The organism is Methanomassiliicoccus luminyensis B10 (assembly GCF_000308215.1).
Taxonomy (GTDB): domain Archaea; phylum Thermoplasmatota; class Thermoplasmata; order Methanomassiliicoccales; family Methanomassiliicoccaceae; genus Methanomassiliicoccus; species Methanomassiliicoccus luminyensis.
Map to the genome: position 1 here is coordinate 52,724 of NZ_CAJE01000017.1, position 15,404 is coordinate 68,127.

General features: G+C 63.3%; 16 protein-coding genes. 6 read left to right on the forward strand and 10 right to left on the reverse strand.

The features are described from left to right. Nucleotides 1–14: 14 nt before the first annotated feature. Genes WYS_RS10205 through WYS_RS10230 form a run of 5 tightly spaced genes read right to left on the reverse strand, consistent with a single transcriptional unit; the run spans nt 15 to nt 5,877 of the window. Nucleotides 15–1,832, reverse strand: coding sequence for a menaquinone biosynthesis decarboxylase (locus tag WYS_RS10205; RefSeq protein WP_019178071.1), 1,818 nt, complete (start codon nt 1,830–1,832; stop codon nt 15–17). After that, on the reverse strand, nt 1,813–2,568 hold the full coding sequence (gene ubiE / locus WYS_RS15055) for a bifunctional demethylmenaquinone methyltransferase/2-methoxy-6-polyprenyl-1,4-benzoquinol methylase UbiE (protein ID WP_019178072.1): 756 nt from the start codon (nt 2,566–2,568) through the stop codon (nt 1,813–1,815). Before ubiE ends, WYS_RS10205 begins: the two co-directional genes overlap by 20 nt. Further along, the gene (locus tag WYS_RS16375) at nt 2,565–4,190 is read right to left on the reverse strand and encodes a UbiA-like polyprenyltransferase (RefSeq protein ID WP_019178073.1); all 1,626 of its coding nucleotides are present in this window, start codon (nt 4,188–4,190) and stop codon (nt 2,565–2,567) included. Before WYS_RS16375 ends, ubiE begins: the two co-directional genes overlap by 4 nt. Continuing rightward, nucleotides 4,187–4,921: an ABC transporter ATP-binding protein gene (locus tag WYS_RS10225; RefSeq protein ID WP_019178074.1), complete on the reverse strand. Its 735-nt coding sequence runs from the start codon at nt 4,919–4,921 to the stop codon at nt 4,187–4,189. The genes WYS_RS16375 and WYS_RS10225 overlap by 4 nt, the downstream gene beginning before the upstream one ends. A 5-nt stretch (nt 4,922–4,926) precedes the next feature. Then, the gene (locus WYS_RS10230) at nt 4,927–5,877 is read right to left on the reverse strand and encodes an ABC transporter substrate-binding protein (RefSeq protein WP_019178075.1); all 951 of its coding nucleotides are present in this window, start codon (nt 5,875–5,877) and stop codon (nt 4,927–4,929) included. 319 nt (nt 5,878–6,196) lie between these two features. Between WYS_RS10230 and WYS_RS10235 the strand changes: the two genes are divergently transcribed. Together WYS_RS10235 and WYS_RS10240 are read left to right on the forward strand one after the other, a co-directional pair. After that, nucleotides 6,197–7,357: a glycosyltransferase family 2 protein gene (locus WYS_RS10235; RefSeq protein ID WP_026069011.1), complete on the forward strand. Its 1,161-nt coding sequence runs from the start codon at nt 6,197–6,199 to the stop codon at nt 7,355–7,357. A gap of 83 nt (nt 7,358–7,440) precedes the next feature. Further along, a complete protein-coding gene (locus WYS_RS10240) occupies nt 7,441–7,731 on the forward strand; it encodes a DUF2769 domain-containing protein (RefSeq protein WP_201798828.1) in 291 nt (96 codons plus the stop codon). 40 nt (nt 7,732–7,771) lie between these two features. On the opposite strand, the gene WYS_RS15065 is transcribed toward WYS_RS10240, so the two are convergent. The 3 genes from WYS_RS15065 to WYS_RS10255 are packed head-to-tail and all read right to left on the reverse strand — an operon-like array spanning nt 7,772 to nt 10,204. Next, nucleotides 7,772–8,848 carry a glycosyltransferase family 4 protein gene (locus WYS_RS15065; protein WP_049796332.1) on the reverse strand — a complete coding sequence of 359 codons (1,077 nt, stop codon included), beginning with the start codon at nt 8,846–8,848 and terminating at the stop codon, nt 7,772–7,774. Then, nucleotides 8,845–9,225, reverse strand: coding sequence for a 6-pyruvoyl trahydropterin synthase family protein (locus WYS_RS10250; protein ID WP_019178079.1), 381 nt, complete (start codon nt 9,223–9,225; stop codon nt 8,845–8,847). The genes WYS_RS15065 and WYS_RS10250 overlap by 4 nt, the downstream gene beginning before the upstream one ends. Nucleotide 9,226: 1 nt before the next feature. Further along, nucleotides 9,227–10,204, reverse strand: coding sequence for a zinc-dependent alcohol dehydrogenase (locus WYS_RS10255; protein WP_147654302.1), 978 nt, complete (start codon nt 10,202–10,204; stop codon nt 9,227–9,229). Between the two features lie 158 nt (nt 10,205–10,362). On the opposite strand from WYS_RS10255, the gene WYS_RS10260 reads away from it, so the two are divergent. The 4 genes from WYS_RS10260 (at nt 10,363) to WYS_RS16385 (ending at nt 13,363) form a co-directional block, all read left to right on the forward strand. Further along, entirely contained in the window at nt 10,363–10,554 is a 192-nt protein-coding gene (locus WYS_RS10260; protein ID WP_019178081.1) for a hypothetical protein, read from the forward strand. Nucleotides 10,555–10,556: 2 nt separating this feature from the next. After that, nucleotides 10,557–11,105: a HEAT repeat domain-containing protein gene (locus WYS_RS15070; protein WP_147654304.1), complete on the forward strand. Its 549-nt coding sequence runs from the start codon at nt 10,557–10,559 to the stop codon at nt 11,103–11,105. A 305-nt stretch (nt 11,106–11,410) separates the two neighbouring features. Beyond that, nucleotides 11,411–12,280, forward strand: a complete 870-nt coding sequence (locus tag WYS_RS16380; RefSeq protein WP_019178083.1) for a carbon-nitrogen hydrolase — start codon at nt 11,411–11,413, stop codon at nt 12,278–12,280. A 24-nt stretch (nt 12,281–12,304) separates the two neighbouring features. Next, the gene (locus WYS_RS16385) at nt 12,305–13,363 is read left to right on the forward strand and encodes an agmatine deiminase family protein (protein WP_201798829.1); all 1,059 of its coding nucleotides are present in this window, start codon (nt 12,305–12,307) and stop codon (nt 13,361–13,363) included. Between the two features lie 10 nt (nt 13,364–13,373). On the opposite strand, the gene WYS_RS10280 is transcribed toward WYS_RS16385, so the two are convergent. Together WYS_RS10280 and WYS_RS10285 are read right to left on the reverse strand one after the other, a co-directional pair. Further along, nucleotides 13,374–13,796: an NIL domain-containing protein gene (locus WYS_RS10280; protein WP_049796333.1), complete on the reverse strand. Its 423-nt coding sequence runs from the start codon at nt 13,794–13,796 to the stop codon at nt 13,374–13,376. A gap of 2 nt (nt 13,797–13,798) precedes the next feature. Further along, the gene (locus WYS_RS10285; RefSeq protein WP_019178086.1) at nt 13,799–14,962 is read right to left on the reverse strand and encodes a homocysteine biosynthesis protein; all 1,164 of its coding nucleotides are present in this window, start codon (nt 14,960–14,962) and stop codon (nt 13,799–13,801) included. Nucleotides 14,963–15,404: the final 442 nt, after the last annotated feature.

The following is a 15,404-nucleotide window of genomic DNA, read 5'->3' on the forward strand; positions in this document are numbered from 1 at the left end:
TACGGGGCGGGGGGTCAAAGGCCGATCTCTTTGGCCCTCTGGTCCACTCTCTTCTTCACTTCGGCGGACATCTCGATCTCGTCCGGCCACTCCCGGGCGAAGCCATCGGCCGGCCCCTTCCTGGTGGCGTCCACGATGACGCTCCTCTCGCCGATCCTTATGTCCCTCAGGGGGTCGATGTTGTTGAACGATCTCCAAAGGACCAGGGAGTCGTCGGCGAGGTCGATGTCGTCGTAGAGGACGACCACGCCCTGATCGGCGGTCCTCCCGGCCTCGGCGAGCCTGCCGATGAAATGGTTCGTGCTCTGCCCTCCCTTCCTCAGGGCGATGAGCTGCAGGGGGTTCCTTGACCCGGGCGCGATGGCCCGGCAGGATACGAACCCCCGGTCCAGGGCCCTGAGCGAAGCGATCGTCTCCTCCCCGGAGCCGGTGCGCCCGAACCTCTTCTTCCCCCGGGGAGGCTCCCCTGCCAGCCGGGCCGTCGCGTCGATGCCCAGCTTGCCGCCGTACAGGGCATGGGGGGCGGAGTGGTCCAGGACGTCGAGCATTCCCTCCGTCACCACCAGGTCGCTCCACGGGTCCATGGCGTCAAGGAGGTGGGCGAGCAGCCTTTTCTTGTCCCTGAGCAGGGAGGCGTCGTCCACCACCGCGATCATCTTGGCGAAGCTCATCTGGCCGTTACCCCACAGCGAGCTCATGACCTTTCTCGCCTGCATGGGGTACTCCTTCCTGATGGCTACTACCACGATGTTGTGGAACACCCCCTCCCAGGGCATCCAGTAGTCGACGATCTCCGGCACGATCATGCGCAGCGGCGGGAGGAACACCCGCTCGGTGGCCTTCGCCATGTAGCAGTCCTCCATGGGAGGACGGCCGACCACGGTGGCGCTGTAGATGGCGTCCCGGCGGTGCGTGAGAGCGGTGACGTGGAATACGGGGTACTCGCCCGGCAGCGAGTAGTAGCCAGTATGGTCGCCGAAGGGGCCCTCGGTCCTCCGCTCCTCCGGGTCGACGTATCCCTCGAGCACGAACTCGGCGGTTGCCGGGACCTCCAGGTCGACGGTCCGGCACTTCACCAGGTCGACCGGCGAGCCGCGGACGAAGCCGGCCAGGAGCATCTCGTCGAGGCCCTGGGGCATGGGGGCGGTGGCGGCGTAGGTGACCGCGGGATCGGTGCCGATGGCCACCGCCACTTCCATTCTTTTCCCCGCCCTCCTGTACCCGTCGAAGTAATGGCTCCCGTCCTTGTGCACGTGCCAATGCATCCCGGTGGTGCGGCGGTCGAACAGCTGCATGCGGTACATGCCCGCGTTGCGCTTCCCTTCCAGGCTCTTGGTGAAGACCACGGGCAGGGTGATGAACCTGCCGCCGTCCTGGGGCCAGCACTTCAGCGCCGGCAGCAGACCGAGGTCAACGTCGTCCCCTTCCAGCACGACCTCCTGGCAGGGGGGCCGCGACATCCTCCTCACCCGGGGGAGGCACTTCGAAAGGGACAGCAGCTCCGGGAGGAGAGCGGCCTTCTGCCGGAACGTGGCGGGCGGCCTCATGTCCAGAAGCCCCGAGACCCTGGCACCCAGCGCGTCAAGGTCCTGGGCCCCCAGGGCCATGGACATTCTCTCCCCGCTCCCGAAGGCATTGGTGAGGACCGGGAACCCGCTGCCCTCTACCCTCTCGAACAGCAGCGCCTTGCCGCCGCCGGGGCTCTTGGACATGCGGTCGGTGATCTCCGTTATCTCCAGCTCGGGGGACACCTCCGCCTTGACACGCAGTAGCTCACCCTCCGCCTCGAGGCGGGAGAGGAAGTCCCTCAGGTCACGGAACGCGGCTGTCACGGCCCTTCTCCATGACGTACAGGTGGCAGATGTTCATCGTCTGCGGCACCGAGCTCACGATCCTGAAGCCCTTGCGCTCCATGAGCCGCTCCACCTCGTCCGGAGCCGGGAAGGTCAGGATGGAGTCCCGCAAGTACTCGTAAGCGGCCTGGTTCCCGGACTGGAACCTCCCGATGAGCGGCATTATCCTGGTCAGGTACAGGAGGTATATCGGGCGGGTGATCCTGCACGCCGGCACCGAGAGCTCGAGCACCAGGAACCTTCCGCCCGGGCGCAGTACCCGGTGGACCTCTCCCACGAACCTGTCGATGTCCACCATGTTCCTTATCCCGTACGCGACCATGGCCTTGTCGAAGGTGCCGTCGGGAAAGGGCATCGCCAGAGCGTCGCCCTTCACCAGGGAGTACCGTCCCTTGACCTTCTGCCGCCCCCACTTCCTCTCGGCCTCCAGCATCATGTTCTTGGAGAGGTCGATGCCCACGATGGAGCACTCCGTCCTCCCGGCGGCCTGGATGGCCATGTCCCCGGTGCCGGTGGCGATGTCCAGGACCTCGTCCCCTTTCTGGATGTCCAGCCTGTCGAGCCCCTGCTTCCTCCACATGATGTCCGCCGACATCGACATCATGCGGTTCAGGTTGTCATACGTCGGGGTGATGGCGTCGAACAGCCCCCCTATGGTCTCCGGCCGCTTGTCAATGGCCGCTCCGTTCGTTCCAACATCGCCGCTCTCGCTCATGCCATCACCACCCCGAACAATATGGAGGCGAACACCAGGACAGAGATAACGCTATTGACGTTGAAGAAGGCCACGTCGATCTTGGAGAGGTCGTCGGGCCGGACCAGGCGATGCTCCAGGACGAACAGGACCACGATCGCGGCTGTGAACGCCAGGTAGACGGGGCTGAGCGGCACCAGCCAATAGAGGGAGGCCAGGCATAGTACGCTCGCGGCGTGGAGCGCGGACGATATGGCCATCGCCCGGTCCACTCCGAGGTTCGCGGGCATCGAGAACAACCCCTCCCTGCGGTCGAAATCCACGTCCTGGCAGGAATACAGGATGTCGAAGCCGGCGATGTACAGCATCAGGCCCATGCTGAGCACGAGCACCTCCAGCGATGCCCCGCCGGTGATAGCGATGCTGACGCCCAGGGGCATCATGCCGATAGCCAGCCCCAGCATCAGGTGGCTGGCCCAGGTGACGCGCTTGGCATAGGAGTACGCGAACAGGAAGACCAGCACCGGGAACGACAATATGAAGCAGGTCCATGAGAGCATCGCCGCCGAACCGATGAACAGGAAGGAGGACAGCGCCACGAAGGCGGTCGCCTCTCTTGTCGTCAGCGAACCGGAGGGGATGTGCCGCTCCTTCGTCCTGGGGTTCCTGGCATCGATGGCCGCGTCCGCTATGCGGTTGAAGCCCATGGCCGCGGACCTCGCGCCCACGATGGCCAGTATCGCCCAGAACACCATCTCGAAGGTGACGGCGTGATCACGGCCCAGGATCACCAGGGCGGCCAGGCCGAACGGCAGCGCGAAGACGGTATGACTGACCTTGATCATGCGGGCGTACGTCGCGGCCTTGGCCAGGAGCGGGCTGTCCGCGGCCTCCTCGGGCGCCTCCCTCCACCGGCACATCCTCCTCTCGGCGAAGGTAAAGGCCTCGTACAACACGATGCCCAGGAGGCTCATGGCCAGGATGCCCACGTAGATCTGGGTGTACTGCCCCCAGTTCCAGGCGTTCACGATGAAGTAGCCGAGGCCGGAGGAGCCGGCGAACGACTCGGTGAAGAACAGCACCGATATCGCCGTCCCGGTGACGATGCGCAGTGCGGTGAAGCTGCTGGGGAGGGCGGCGGGGACTATCGCCTCCCTCAGGATGTCCCCCTCGCTGGCGTTCATCGAGCGCATCGAGTCGATGTACTTCTGGTCGATGCCGCTGACCCCCTCCTTGGTGGTCACCAGTATCTGGAAGAAGACTATGATGGTGATGAGGATGATCTTGGAGAGGTCGTCCAGGCCGAACAGGAGTATGATCACCGGCAGGAAGGCCATCTTGGGGATCGGGTAGGTCAGGAAGATCAGGGGGCTGACGTACCGGTCCACCCTCCGCCGGTAGCCGATGAACACGGCCAGGGGGAATGCCAGCAGCCACGCGACCGCTATGCTCACCGCGACCCTGTAGGTGCTTATCAAGAAGTCGGACCAGAACGCCCCCGTCTGGGCGGCGTCGAAGAACGCCAGGAAGGTCTCTTCGGGCCCGGGCAGGACGTTGGAATCGATGACCACCGCGGCCAGCTTCCACACCAGGATGCAGACGGCCAGCGATAGGATGTACCCCAGGAGCCTCTGTCGGTTCATAGTGCTTCCACCGCCCTCCGCACCTCTTTGCAGGCGGAGAAGAACGACTCGTCCTCCCGGTAGCCCTTGGTCCCCGCCCGGCGATTGGGGATCAGGGCCTTCCTGGAGCAGGGGCGTCCGCCCAGCACCAAGATGTCGTCCCCCAGGAAGACCGCTTCCTCGATGCTGTGAGTGACCATCACGGTGGTCAGCCCGGTCCGGCCGCGGATGTCCAGCAGGGCGTCCTGCAGCTTCTCCCGGTTGAGCGTATCAAGGGATGAGAAGGGCTCGTCCATGAGGAGGATCTTCGGCTCCAATGCCAGCGCCCGGCCGATGGCGACCCTCTGCCTCTCGCCCCCGCTGAGCCGGACGGGGTAATCATCCCGGTGCTCCTCCAGGCCCAGTTCGCGCATGAGCGCATCGGAGCGGAGCTTCTGCTCGCTCCCGGCCACCTTGCGTATCTTCATCCCCAGGCAGATGTTCTCCCGCACCGTCTTCCACGGCAGCAGGCCGAAGTCCTGGAGGATGAACGCCACGTCCTCGGAGGGGCCGTCCACCGTCCCCCCGTTCACGGTGACCCTGCCGGCGGAGGGCTTGGTGAGACCGGAAAGGATGTACAGGAGGGTGGTCTTGCCGCAGCCCGAGGGGCCGATGACGGTGAGCGAGCCGCCCTTCCCCACCGAGAACGACAGGTCCTCGATCACCCTGAACCCCCGGTCGAACTCCTTGTCCAGATGCTCCACTTCGATCATTTGCCTCACTCGTACAGCTCCACAGCCATGATGCTCTCGTACGGTATCCTGGAGGCCAGCTTGGGTCCCGAAGGATAGCCGATCATCCACTCCTGCACCTTGTCCACTTCCTCCTCGCTGGGGAGGGCCGGCCCCGATAGGGGCGGGAAGTCGAAGGTGCCTATCAGTGATCCAGGGAAGGAGAGCTTGCTCTTCAGTATGTCGGCGTATCGCGTGGGGTCCTGGTTGACCAGGGCCGCGCTCTCGTTGTAGGCGGCGAGGAACCCTTTCGCCAGGTCGAGGTGTTCCGACACGAACCCGCCCCTCAGCGCGATGATGCTGGTGGTGATGTTATAGGAGGTGTCGTTGGCGACCTCCCGGGCCCCCGCGTTCAAGGCCACGGTGACGAACGGCTCGGGAAGGAAGGCCAGCATGCCCTGGTTCAGGCTTTCCCTGCGCAGAGGGATCGCCGGCACCTCTTCCTTCGTTACATCGGAGGGGGCCTCGGCGAGCATCTCATCCAGCAGGTACTCCACTATGGTGCCGGTAGAGGTCGCGACCTCCATCCCCCCGATATCAGACAGCCCCACCTCGCCTTCCCCCGGCGGAGCCAATAAGGCGAACATCCGGTGGTCGGAGGTATGGTGAGCTATGGTGACGACCTTCACGTCCTCGCCCGAACTTTTTAGGATCAGCGTTTTCATGAGGTCCCCGAAATAGCCGTCGATCTTGCCCGCGGTGAACGCCGTGATGCACTCGGCCGCGCTGCTGAACTGGACTAGTTCGACCTTCACGCCTTCCTTCTCGAAGAGCCCCTGCTCCTGGGCGACGTAAAGGGGCAGGGTGTCGATCACCGGGAGGACCCCGATCCGGACGACATCGTCGTCCTCCGGCTGGACCGTGACGGCGATGCCGGCCGCCATCAGCACGACGGCCGCGATGGCGATGGCGAGGGTCTGCACGCTTCCTTTTTCCATTCCCTGAGCCCCTTTCAACCGCGTGTATACGGCTACCTCTTGAAGTCTTTTTCCAATCGGATGCCGGAAGTTGGCGGCCTCGGGCCTGGCAACGGACCGTCCCCCCCCCCCATCGGGGACCGATCATGGCGCTGGGCATTCCGGCAACCAATGCGCGGGCATCAAAGAGGATAAATACCGGCCGGATTCCGTTCTATTTCATTGGTGCGACGAACGGGCGGTGATACGGAGAGGGACCTTGGTCAGGCCCTTGGATCGTTGTGTGGTGAGGGGTGAAAGCGCTCGTGGCCTGAGGGGTTCGGGAAAGCCAGGTGCCGCCATGATCGATCATGTCCTGTTGCTCTATGCCATCATCATCCTTTCATATACCCCGCTCGGCCTGTACCAGATGTTCCTCGTTGCTCGAAGCGTCATTTTGCTGAGGGGGCTGGAAGAGAAGCAGTACCCGAAGCTGGATGTCAAGAACAAGCTCGTGGTGGCCATTACCACCAATGGCAATGCCACCGACGTAGTGGAGAAGATCATAGCGACGACGATGGGCTACGGTCTGGACCTGAGAATGTACGTGATCAAGGAGGAGAGTGACACTTTCAGGTACAGCTGCCAGGAGATCGTGGTGCCGAAGGACTACCAGTGCGCTCACGGCTCCAGGAACAAAATGCGCGCTCTCCAGTACGGGATCGAGTGGATGGGCGGGAATGGCCTCGGCAAGGAGACCTATATCTGCCACCTCGACGACGACAGCATGGTCTCCAAGGAATACTTGGAGTATGTGATCGACAGCATGACCGAAGAGGGCGGGCAGGGGAGCATCCGGCTCAGGGAGTTCGGGCGGAGTTTATTCTCGTCCCTGGCCGACATCGTGAGGATATCCAACTGCGAGGCGTGGTGTAAGCATTTCAACATATGGGACAGGCCGAAGTTCGTTCACGGGGAGGGCTTGGTAGTGAGGGCGGACGTGGAGAAGGAGATAGGCTGGGATTTCGGGACCTACGGGGCAGAGGACCTCATGATGGGGCTGGAGATCTCCAGACGCTACAGGTTCGGCCTCATGCCACAGGGGAACATCTGGATCGCCCCGCCGACCAGTGTCCGGGACTTTTTCAAGCAGAGGAGAAGATGGTTCTGGTCGATATTCCGGAACGAGGGGAAGGTCAGGGGCCTGAGTCTCAAGGTCTATCTGATGTACGTGTATCTTTACATAGCGGGGGTGACCGGAATAATCGGTTTTCTTATCCTCCCGTACACCATTATTTTCGCGCCGGCCCTGACGCCCCATCTCGCGCCCTTCTGGATCATCAACACGGCCTGTTTCTATATCTATTATCAGTACGGCGCCTCATACCATGGCTCGCTGAGGGTCTCCGCGCTCCTCCTGTTCCTGCAGCTCCCCGTCGCATTCTACGAGGGCCTGACCATAATCTATTCCTTGGTGACCCGCCCCGACTTCAATACGTTCGAGACCATTAAGAAGGTTTGAACTCCCCGCGAAAGACACCGTTGCTGACGAGAGTAACTATATAAAATGCCGGCTCGAATTTAAACAGGACGGAGTGGGGATTTATGGACAAGTTCCAATCTATGCAGCAGAAGATCATGTTGATGAGGCCGGAGGAAAAAGCGCAGGACATGGACCAGAAGCTGACCATGTGCATATGTGGGAAATGCCCCTCTTACACCGACGACAACCGCGACAGGCAGCAGGCGCTGTTCTGCAGCAAGGGGAGGCCGCAGAGCTGCGACACGACCAACAAGGGCTGCATATGCTCCGACTGCCCGGTATCCAGCGAGATGGGGTTGACGCATACGAGCTATTGCATAAAGGGCTCGGAGCGCGATCAGAGAGGGATGTGAACCGGGACGCTCGGGCCGGACGGACGGCGCGGCATAATTATCACAGCGGTGCGCGCCCACGGGACGCCTGTTCTTCGATGAAGTCCACGGCCCTGCCCATGCTGTCCTCCCAGGACGGCAGGGATGCGGCGTGCTCCCGGGCCGTCGAGGAGAGCGCCTCCAGAGTTGCACGGTTATGATCCAGGAAGGAGATGCGCCCGGCCAGGGCGGCGGGGTCCCCGGGGGGCACCCGATATCCGACCTCAGGGGGCACCGTTTCTTTCAGGCCTCCGACGTCGGAGGCGATCACGGGGACCCCGTGGCAGCACGCTTCCACGCAGGTGATGCCATACCCCTCGTGGAAGGAGGGGGCCACCAGAACATGGCCGTCCTCCAGCATCTCATCGAGCGCTGGCCTCGGGACGTAGCCGTGAAAAGCAATGCGATCGCCGAGACCTTCCTTCCTGACGGTCCTCTCCACTTTCCGGAAGAAGCTCCGGTCCGCCGGCGCGCCGACGACATCAAGGCTCACATCCTCGTCCTTGAGCATCGCCACGGCCCGGACCAGCACGTCCAGGCCCTTGTGCGGAAGGATGTTGCCTACATACAATAAGCGGAGCTTTCCGGACCGGAAGTCCTTTGCCCTTCCTTCGATCTCGGCGCGATCCCTGCCGGGGCAGGCCACCACGCCCGTGATGTTCTTGCCCAGCAGCCCGCTGACGGCCTCCTTCGAATCGTTGCTGTTGAGCACGAAGGCGTCCACCGACCCGAGGTACCTTTTCTCCAGGGCGCGGCTCAATGCCCTCCGCCGCGCCGACCTCTCGGCCGAGCAGGCGAGGTGGTGGACGATCGAGATGATGGGAGCGGGCGAACGCTCCCGGAACCGGCGGTTCAACATGAACAGGGAGGGATGGCAGAGTTCGTCCTCGAGCAGCACGTCCGGGGAAGCGCCGGTCATCTCCTCCAACGTCCGGGAGGACAGGTTGTCCAAGGCGCCCAAGGGATAGCGCCTCAGAGGTAGGGAGATAATATTTGCATCATGCCCCCGGGATTCGAGCTCGTTCACCAGCATGCGGTCGTAGAGGTAGCCCCCGCTCCGGGAATCGATAGAGCCGTAGATTACCAGGGCGGCCCTCAATCCCTGACCCTCTCCTCGTACGAGGCCGAGGCCGCCTCGCTCTCCCACACCGCGACCTTGGCCGTGGACACGCTGGTCCAGTCATCGGCGGCGACGAAACGCCCCCAGATGGCGAAGGCCAGGTTCTCGATGCTCGGCGCCGCTTCCTGGAAATCGGGCAGGTCGTTCAGGGTGCGGTCCGAGTACAGCTTCAGTATCCCGTCGAGCACCTCACCGATCCTGTCGAGGTCCGCCAGGTAGCCGCTGTGGTCCAACGAGCTTCCGCGCACCGTCACCTCGACCGTGTACCGGTGGCTGTGGACCTCCTTCTCCCTCCCGGAGGCGTTGGGCATGTGGTGCTGCGCGATCAGTTCCTTCCTCAGCGAAGTCGAGTACATCTCAATTCCCTCCTCGGTAGTCCAGCATGACCTGTATCACGTCCTCCCCGTTGCGATCGATGAGGTCGTACGCCCTCGCCGCGTCATCGATGTCCACCCTATGGGTGATGAGGCGGCGGGGCCGGACCTCGGCGAGCGCCTTCCACGCCAGGTCCAGCCTCCTGCGCTTGTCCCATCGTCCCGACAGGGACGAGGGAACGGTGCTGACCTGGCTGCTCGCGATCCTCAGCCGGTTGCGGTGGAAATCCTCCCCGAAGTTCACCACCGCCTCCTTGTTCCCGTACCAGGAACCCACCACGATGCGCCCCTCGAAGCCCGCGACGTGGGTGGCGTACTCCATGGCCGCGGGGTCCCCGGACAGCTCGAACACCAGGTCGGCCTTCCGCCTCCCCAGGCCGGCGCGGCGCACCAGCTCGGCGGGAGGGATGCCATGCTCCAGGGACATACCGGCGCCCATCAGCCCGGACATCTCCCGGCGCTTGGGGTAGCGGTCCATCGTGATGATGGACGACAGCGGATGCCTCGACAGCAGCGCGGTGGTCAGGAGGCCGATGACCCCCTGCCCTATGACCACGACGTCCTCGCCCATCATGGGCGCCCCGTCCATGACGATGGACAGGGCGGTCTCCACGCTGGGCAGGAATATGGCGTCCTCCGGCCCGATCCCCTCGGCCACCGGCACCAGCTCCTCCGGGCGCGCGGTGAAGTGGCTCTCGTGAGGGTGGAAGGCGAACACGGTGCGGCCGATCAGGCCGTGCGGAGCGTCCTCCCCGGCCCCCACGACCCTGCCCACCGCGGAGTAGCCGTACTTGAAGGGATACCGCAGGGGAGCGTCCAGCGACCCTATGGCGGTGTCGAGCCTGGTCCCCTCGTCCAGGTGGTGCCGGTAGAACAGCATCTCGGTGCCGGCACTGACGCCGGAGACGAGGGTCTCCACCAGCACTTCTCCCGGGCTGGGGGAGGGGGTGTCCTCCTCCATCACCTCCACTCTTCTCGGCTCCGTGAAATAAAGGGACCGCCGCCTCATGTTCTCCGCCGTCCGTGAACGATTGGACCCGCGGGGACTTGTACCTTGCCAATAGCGGGCCTTCGGGGCCTCGCAAGGTATATGCTCCGCAGGGCTCCTACACGCCCTCGATGCCGGAGGACCAAAGTCCCAGGGCCCGCTGCCTTTGGCACGCCGACGACGGACGGTGCTCCAGCTGCAAGGCCCGCCGGATACGCGCGGACGTGCTGAAGCTGAAGGACTACGACGTCTGCTGCCCGGAGAGGGATTACCCCAGCTGCGATTTCTACGCCGAAAGGCCGGCGGTCCCGCGGAAGAGGTGAGCATGGACGACGAGCTTTTAGTTGTCTGCAAGGAGGCCCTCGCCCTGACCCCCTCGGTCCGATCGGCCGCGCTGGAGCGCCTGGAGTCCCTGGCCCGGGAGAAGAAGATGGACGGGAGAGCGGTCGCCTGCCTTATCCCCCTGCTGCACGCGCCCGAGCCGGAGGAGCGCAGGAAGGCGTCCTGGATCATGGGGAAGCTGGCCCAGAACAAGGAGGAGGCCTGCTGGCCGCTGGAGGCTCTGAACAATGCCCTGCACGATGACGACGCGGAGGTCAGGGAGAACGCCGCGTGGGCGTTCGGGGAGCTAGCGGGCATGAGGATCGGGGCCGTGGGGACCCTGGAGCGCCTGAACCTGCTGCTGGGTGACCGGGACGCCAAGGTACGGGGGATGGCCGCCTGGGCCCTGGGGCGGATGGCCGAGAAGATAGGGCTGGGCTTCTCCTCATCGGTGGAGCCGCTCGCCGCGCTGCGGGAGGACCGCAGCGTATTGGTGAGGGAGAGCGCCGCCTTCGCCCTGGAGCGGCTGCGCGGCATCGGCATCACGGAATGAGGGGCGCCGAGCCCGAGGCGGACCAGCAAAGATCTCATCGGATGCTCGCAGTACCGCGGGCTTGTGCATCGTGCCTCCGTGAGCGTTTTCGGGAGCCGGTCCTGAACTCCAGCCGTTCTGCCATCGGGGAGAGCGCCTTCCCTCGCGCGAGGCGCCCGAGAGCCTCATGTGTTCAGTGCAATGCTGTTCGGCCCATCCAGCGCATTGACCGCCGAGATCCAACGATGGAGAAACCGGGCTTTCCGACAATAGGATTTATAAGCTGTTCTTCATTGCATCGCTGAGCAGGTCCAGGTGATGTCGAGATGAGCAGGCATGAGGTCGTGATCGGTCTTGTCCAAATGAGCATGTCCCCCCAGCCCGAGGCCAACCTCTCCAAGGCAGTGAAGATGATCGGCGAAGCCGCCGAGAGGGGGGCCGAGATCATCTGCCTGCCGGAGCTGTTCCTCACCACCTACTTCCCCCAGTACGACACCTCAGGGGAGAGGAAGAGGGAGACGGCGCCGCACGACACCATACCGGGAAAGGCGACCGAAGCGCTGTCCGCCGCGGCCCAGGAGCACGGCGTGATCGTCATCGGCGGCTCCATCTACGAGAGCGCCGGGGACAAGCTCTTCAACACCGCCGCGGTGTTCGATGAGCAGGGCGCGATGCTTGGCAAGTACCGCAAGACCCACATCCCCCACGACGAGGACTTCTTCGAGCAGAGCTACTTCGACCGCGGCGACACCGGGTTCCGGGTCTTCGGCACCGACAAAGGCCGCATCGGGGTCATGATCTGCTATGACCAGTGGTTCCCCGAGGCCGCCCGCTCCAACGCCCTCCTGGGCGCTGACATGGTTTTCTATCCCACCGCCATCGGCACGGTAAGAGGGATCGAGCAGGCCGAGGGCGACTGGCACGCGGCCTGGGAGAATGTCATGCGCGGCCACGCGATAGCCAACGGCATGATCGTGGCCGCCTGCAACCGGGTGGGCAGCGAGGGCGACATGGAGTTCTGGGGTGGCAGCTTCGTCATCGACGCCTTCGGAAAAACCCTCGCCCGAGGGTCGGACCGGGAGGAGATCGTGCTGGCGACGGTGGACCTGGAGCACGGCGAGAAGGTGCGGGAGGGCTGGAGGTTCTTCCACAACCGCCGGCCGGAATGCTATTCGAAGATCGTCGACGGGGCGTAGGCCCGATCCGACGAGGTGCATCGTATGGAGAAGCAGACCCCCAGATCATTGAACTATCACATGCCCGAGGAATGGGCCAAGCATGACGCCACCTGGCTGTCCTGGCCGAAGAACCCCCTGACCTTCCCGGACGAGGTCCTGGGCGCGGTGGAAAATATCTACGTCCAGATGATCGCCGCCCTGAGCCCCGGCGAGAAGGTCAAGGTCCTGGTGAACGACGATGCCACCGCGGACCGGGTGCTGAAGCTGCTGAGGGGGTCCGGGGCGGCGCTCGATAACGTGGAGCTGCCGCGCATCAAGAGCTCGGACGTGTGGATCCGGGACTACGGGCCGACCTTCCTGCTGAACAGGGACAGCGGGGAGAAGGCGGCGGTGAAGTGGAGGTTCAACGCCTGGGGCGGGAAGTACGACGACCTGATGTACGACGACGTGGCCGGCGAGGACGTGGTGCAGAGCACCGGAGTGAGAGTGTTCCGCCCCGGCATCGTGCTGGAGGGCGGCTCCATTGACGTCAACGGCAGGGGCACCGTCCTGACGACCGAGCAGTGCCTGCTGAACAAGAACCGCAATCCCCAGCTGAGCAGGGAGGAGATCGAGAAGTACCTCGAAGAGTACATCGGTACGCCGGACGTAGTATGGCTCAAGTCCGGCATCGAGGGGGACGACACCGACGGGCACGTCGATGATTTCGCCCGCTTCGTGAGCTCGCGTACGATAGTGTGCGCTCATTCGGAGACGGGAGGGGGGCATAACCCCGAGGTGCTACGGACCAACCTGGACATCCTGGACCGGTACAGGGACTCCCGCGGTGGCGAGCTGGAGGTGCTGAAGCTCCCCATGCCCGAGCCCATCCCCCTGCCGGAGGAGGAAAGGATGCTGCCGGCCAGCTACGCCAACTTCTACATCGGGAACAAGGTCGTTCTCGTTCCGGTGTTCAATGATCCCGCCGACCAGGGGGCCCTGGAGATCCTGGAAGGCTGCTTCCCCGGCCGGGAGGTCGTGCCCATCCCCGCCCGGGACCTGATCTACGGCTACGGCGGGTTCCACTGCGTCACCCAGCAGGAGCCGGCCGGAAGAGAGTAAGACCGGCCGCTCAGGGCGAATCGAGCACGGCCGCGTTCTTGCTGATGGCACGGGCGGGGCAGACGTCCAGGCACATGCCGCAGGCGATGCACTTCCGGTGGTCGAGGTGCACCTTCCAGGTCTGGCGGTCCAGGCGATAGGCCATCGCCGGACAGATGGATACGCACAGCGAACAGTCGGTGCACATTGAACTGTCGAGGACCACGTACCGGTCGAGCTCGCCCGCGTGCACGCCTTCCTTTTCGAGATAGGCGAGGGCCTTCCTGATCTCGTCCCGGTCCCCGGACATGGAAAGTATGAGCTTGCCTCCCTGCTCGTTGACCTCTGCCCTCAGGATGTTGAAATCGATATTGTACTCTCGCGCAAGGCGGAAGGTCACCGGCGTGCTGACCCGGTCCGGCGTGAACAGCAGGATGAACTTTCTCTCGGCCATGTTCACACCTCCGTCGGGGAGCGGAGGTCCAGAGGCTTCTGGACCCGCTCCTTCGGCAGCACCTCCACCGGCGGGGTGAGGGTGAACTTCTTTTCCAGGATCATTTTCTTCAGCTCCACGGTGATGTCCCTGGCCTTGCGGTACGAGGACAGCGAGGAGGTCCGCACCTCCTTGCCGTCGATCTCGATGGCCCCGCTCTTGAGCTCGGCGTAGGACACCTCCTTCAGCGGCGTTCGAGCACGAGAGCGCTCGGCGTAATCGATGACGGGGGCGAAGATCTTGTCGTCGGTGATCGCCGCGGACCTCATGAGGTCCTCGTCCAGTATGGGGATGGGGACCCCTATCCCCAGCCCCAGGGACCACCCGTACTTGTGAAAGTACAGCGCCCTGACGTAACTAGTGCTCATGCCGTTGAGGTCGCCGATCACCGCCAGCGCCCTGGCCGAGGAGGCCGGCACCCCGTTCCTCATCGGAACGTTGGTCTTGTACTGCGTCCCTTCCCATGCCACGTACCCGATGCCCCCGCCCAGGAAGATCCTGGTGCCCATGCCGATGGTACGCAGCGCAGGATCGTTCAATAGCGGGGACAGCTGGCCGGCGCTGCTGTACGTGGCATTGCCACATCGGGGGAGCAGCTTCCCCATGTGGGTGTATAGGAGATCAGGGGAAGAGTTGGTGGCCACCTCGCCGTTCTGGTTCATGTTGCGCGGGTTGAACAGGTAGGCCTGGTTCACCGTCTTCAGCGAGATGTAGGTCTCGATGTCCTTGCGGAGGTAGCAATCAGTGCCGTACGCAGTAGCTCGCAGCTTGATCGGCCTGCCTGCTACCAGGTCCTCGATGACCTGGGCCCCTCCGTGTTCGGAGCCCGTACCCTCCGCTGGCTCCGTCGCCCCTATGTACGCGTCGACGGCGGCCAGTCCGGTATAGGCCGGGACGTCGTTCAGCCACACCTTGGACATCTTGATCGGCGGCTCGGAGTGCCCGAAGTTGATGAACGCGCCGGAGGAGCACATGGCGCCGAAGGTGCCAGTGGTCACGACGTCGACCTCCTTGGCCGCCTTCTCAGCCCCCAGTTCCTGGACGACTTTCTTGACCTCTTCGGCCGTAAGCACTACGGCGTCGCCCCGCTCTATCTTGGAGTTTATTTCCTCGTAGCTTCTGTTCATCCCCTCACCTCGGGGGAGATCTTGCACGCTCCGAACGCTTCTGTGATCTCCCCGACGGGACTAATGGCATAAACGATTGTTACCTTATCTATGCTCGCCCGCTCCCCGCCGCTCCGACCCTATACATTTTTCGTTATTGTCTATGGCATACAAAACGCCGCGCCGCCGTGCGGGTCAGGAGCGGCAGAACGGATCATACCGTCCGATAAAGAGCGGGGCAAAGAGGACATTCGACAGGTGCTTCGAAGCTGATATGTCGCATTTTCTGAACAATCGTGAATACATCCAGATAAGGTCGGATACCGATTATTAAATTCGGAAATAAATATTCTACATCTCATTATTAATTAAATTATATGTTATGTATATTGCTGTGTATCGGTCTACATACCGATAATAGAATATTGCAAATGCCCGTTAGGTTTATATTGCTTGACTAGAC

Coding starts and splice junctions, on each gene's coding strand:
- WYS_RS10225 (WP_019178074.1), bottom strand. CDS start 4,921: ATGATCGAAGTGGAGCATCTGGACAAGGAGTTCGACCGGGGGTTCAGG.
- WYS_RS10230 (WP_019178075.1), bottom strand. CDS start 5,877: ATGGAAAAAGGAAGCGTGCAGACCCTCGCCATCGCCATCGCGGCCGTC.
- WYS_RS10250 (WP_019178079.1), bottom strand. CDS start 9,225: ATGTACTCGACTTCGCTGAGGAAGGAACTGATCGCGCAGCACCACATG.
- WYS_RS10235 (WP_026069011.1), top strand. CDS start 6,197: ATGATCGATCATGTCCTGTTGCTCTATGCCATCATCATCCTTTCATAT.
- ubiE (WP_019178072.1), bottom strand. CDS start 2,568: ATGAGCGAGAGCGGCGATGTTGGAACGAACGGAGCGGCCATTGACAAG.
- WYS_RS10255 (WP_147654302.1), bottom strand. CDS start 10,204: ATGGAGGAGGACACCCCCTCCCCCAGCCCGGGAGAAGTGCTGGTGGAG.
- WYS_RS16385 (WP_201798829.1), top strand. CDS start 12,305: ATGGAGAAGCAGACCCCCAGATCATTGAACTATCACATGCCCGAGGAA.
- WYS_RS10280 (WP_049796333.1), bottom strand. CDS start 13,796: ATGGCCGAGAGAAAGTTCATCCTGCTGTTCACGCCGGACCGGGTCAGC.
- WYS_RS16380 (WP_019178083.1), top strand. CDS start 11,411: ATGAGCAGGCATGAGGTCGTGATCGGTCTTGTCCAAATGAGCATGTCC.
- WYS_RS16375 (WP_019178073.1), bottom strand. CDS start 4,190: ATGAACCGACAGAGGCTCCTGGGGTACATCCTATCGCTGGCCGTCTGC.
- WYS_RS10285 (WP_019178086.1), bottom strand. CDS start 14,962: ATGAACAGAAGCTACGAGGAAATAAACTCCAAGATAGAGCGGGGCGAC.
- WYS_RS10260 (WP_019178081.1), top strand. CDS start 10,363: ATGCCGGAGGACCAAAGTCCCAGGGCCCGCTGCCTTTGGCACGCCGAC.
- WYS_RS10240 (WP_201798828.1), top strand. CDS start 7,441: ATGGACAAGTTCCAATCTATGCAGCAGAAGATCATGTTGATGAGGCCG.
- WYS_RS15070 (WP_147654304.1), top strand. CDS start 10,557: ATGGACGACGAGCTTTTAGTTGTCTGCAAGGAGGCCCTCGCCCTGACC.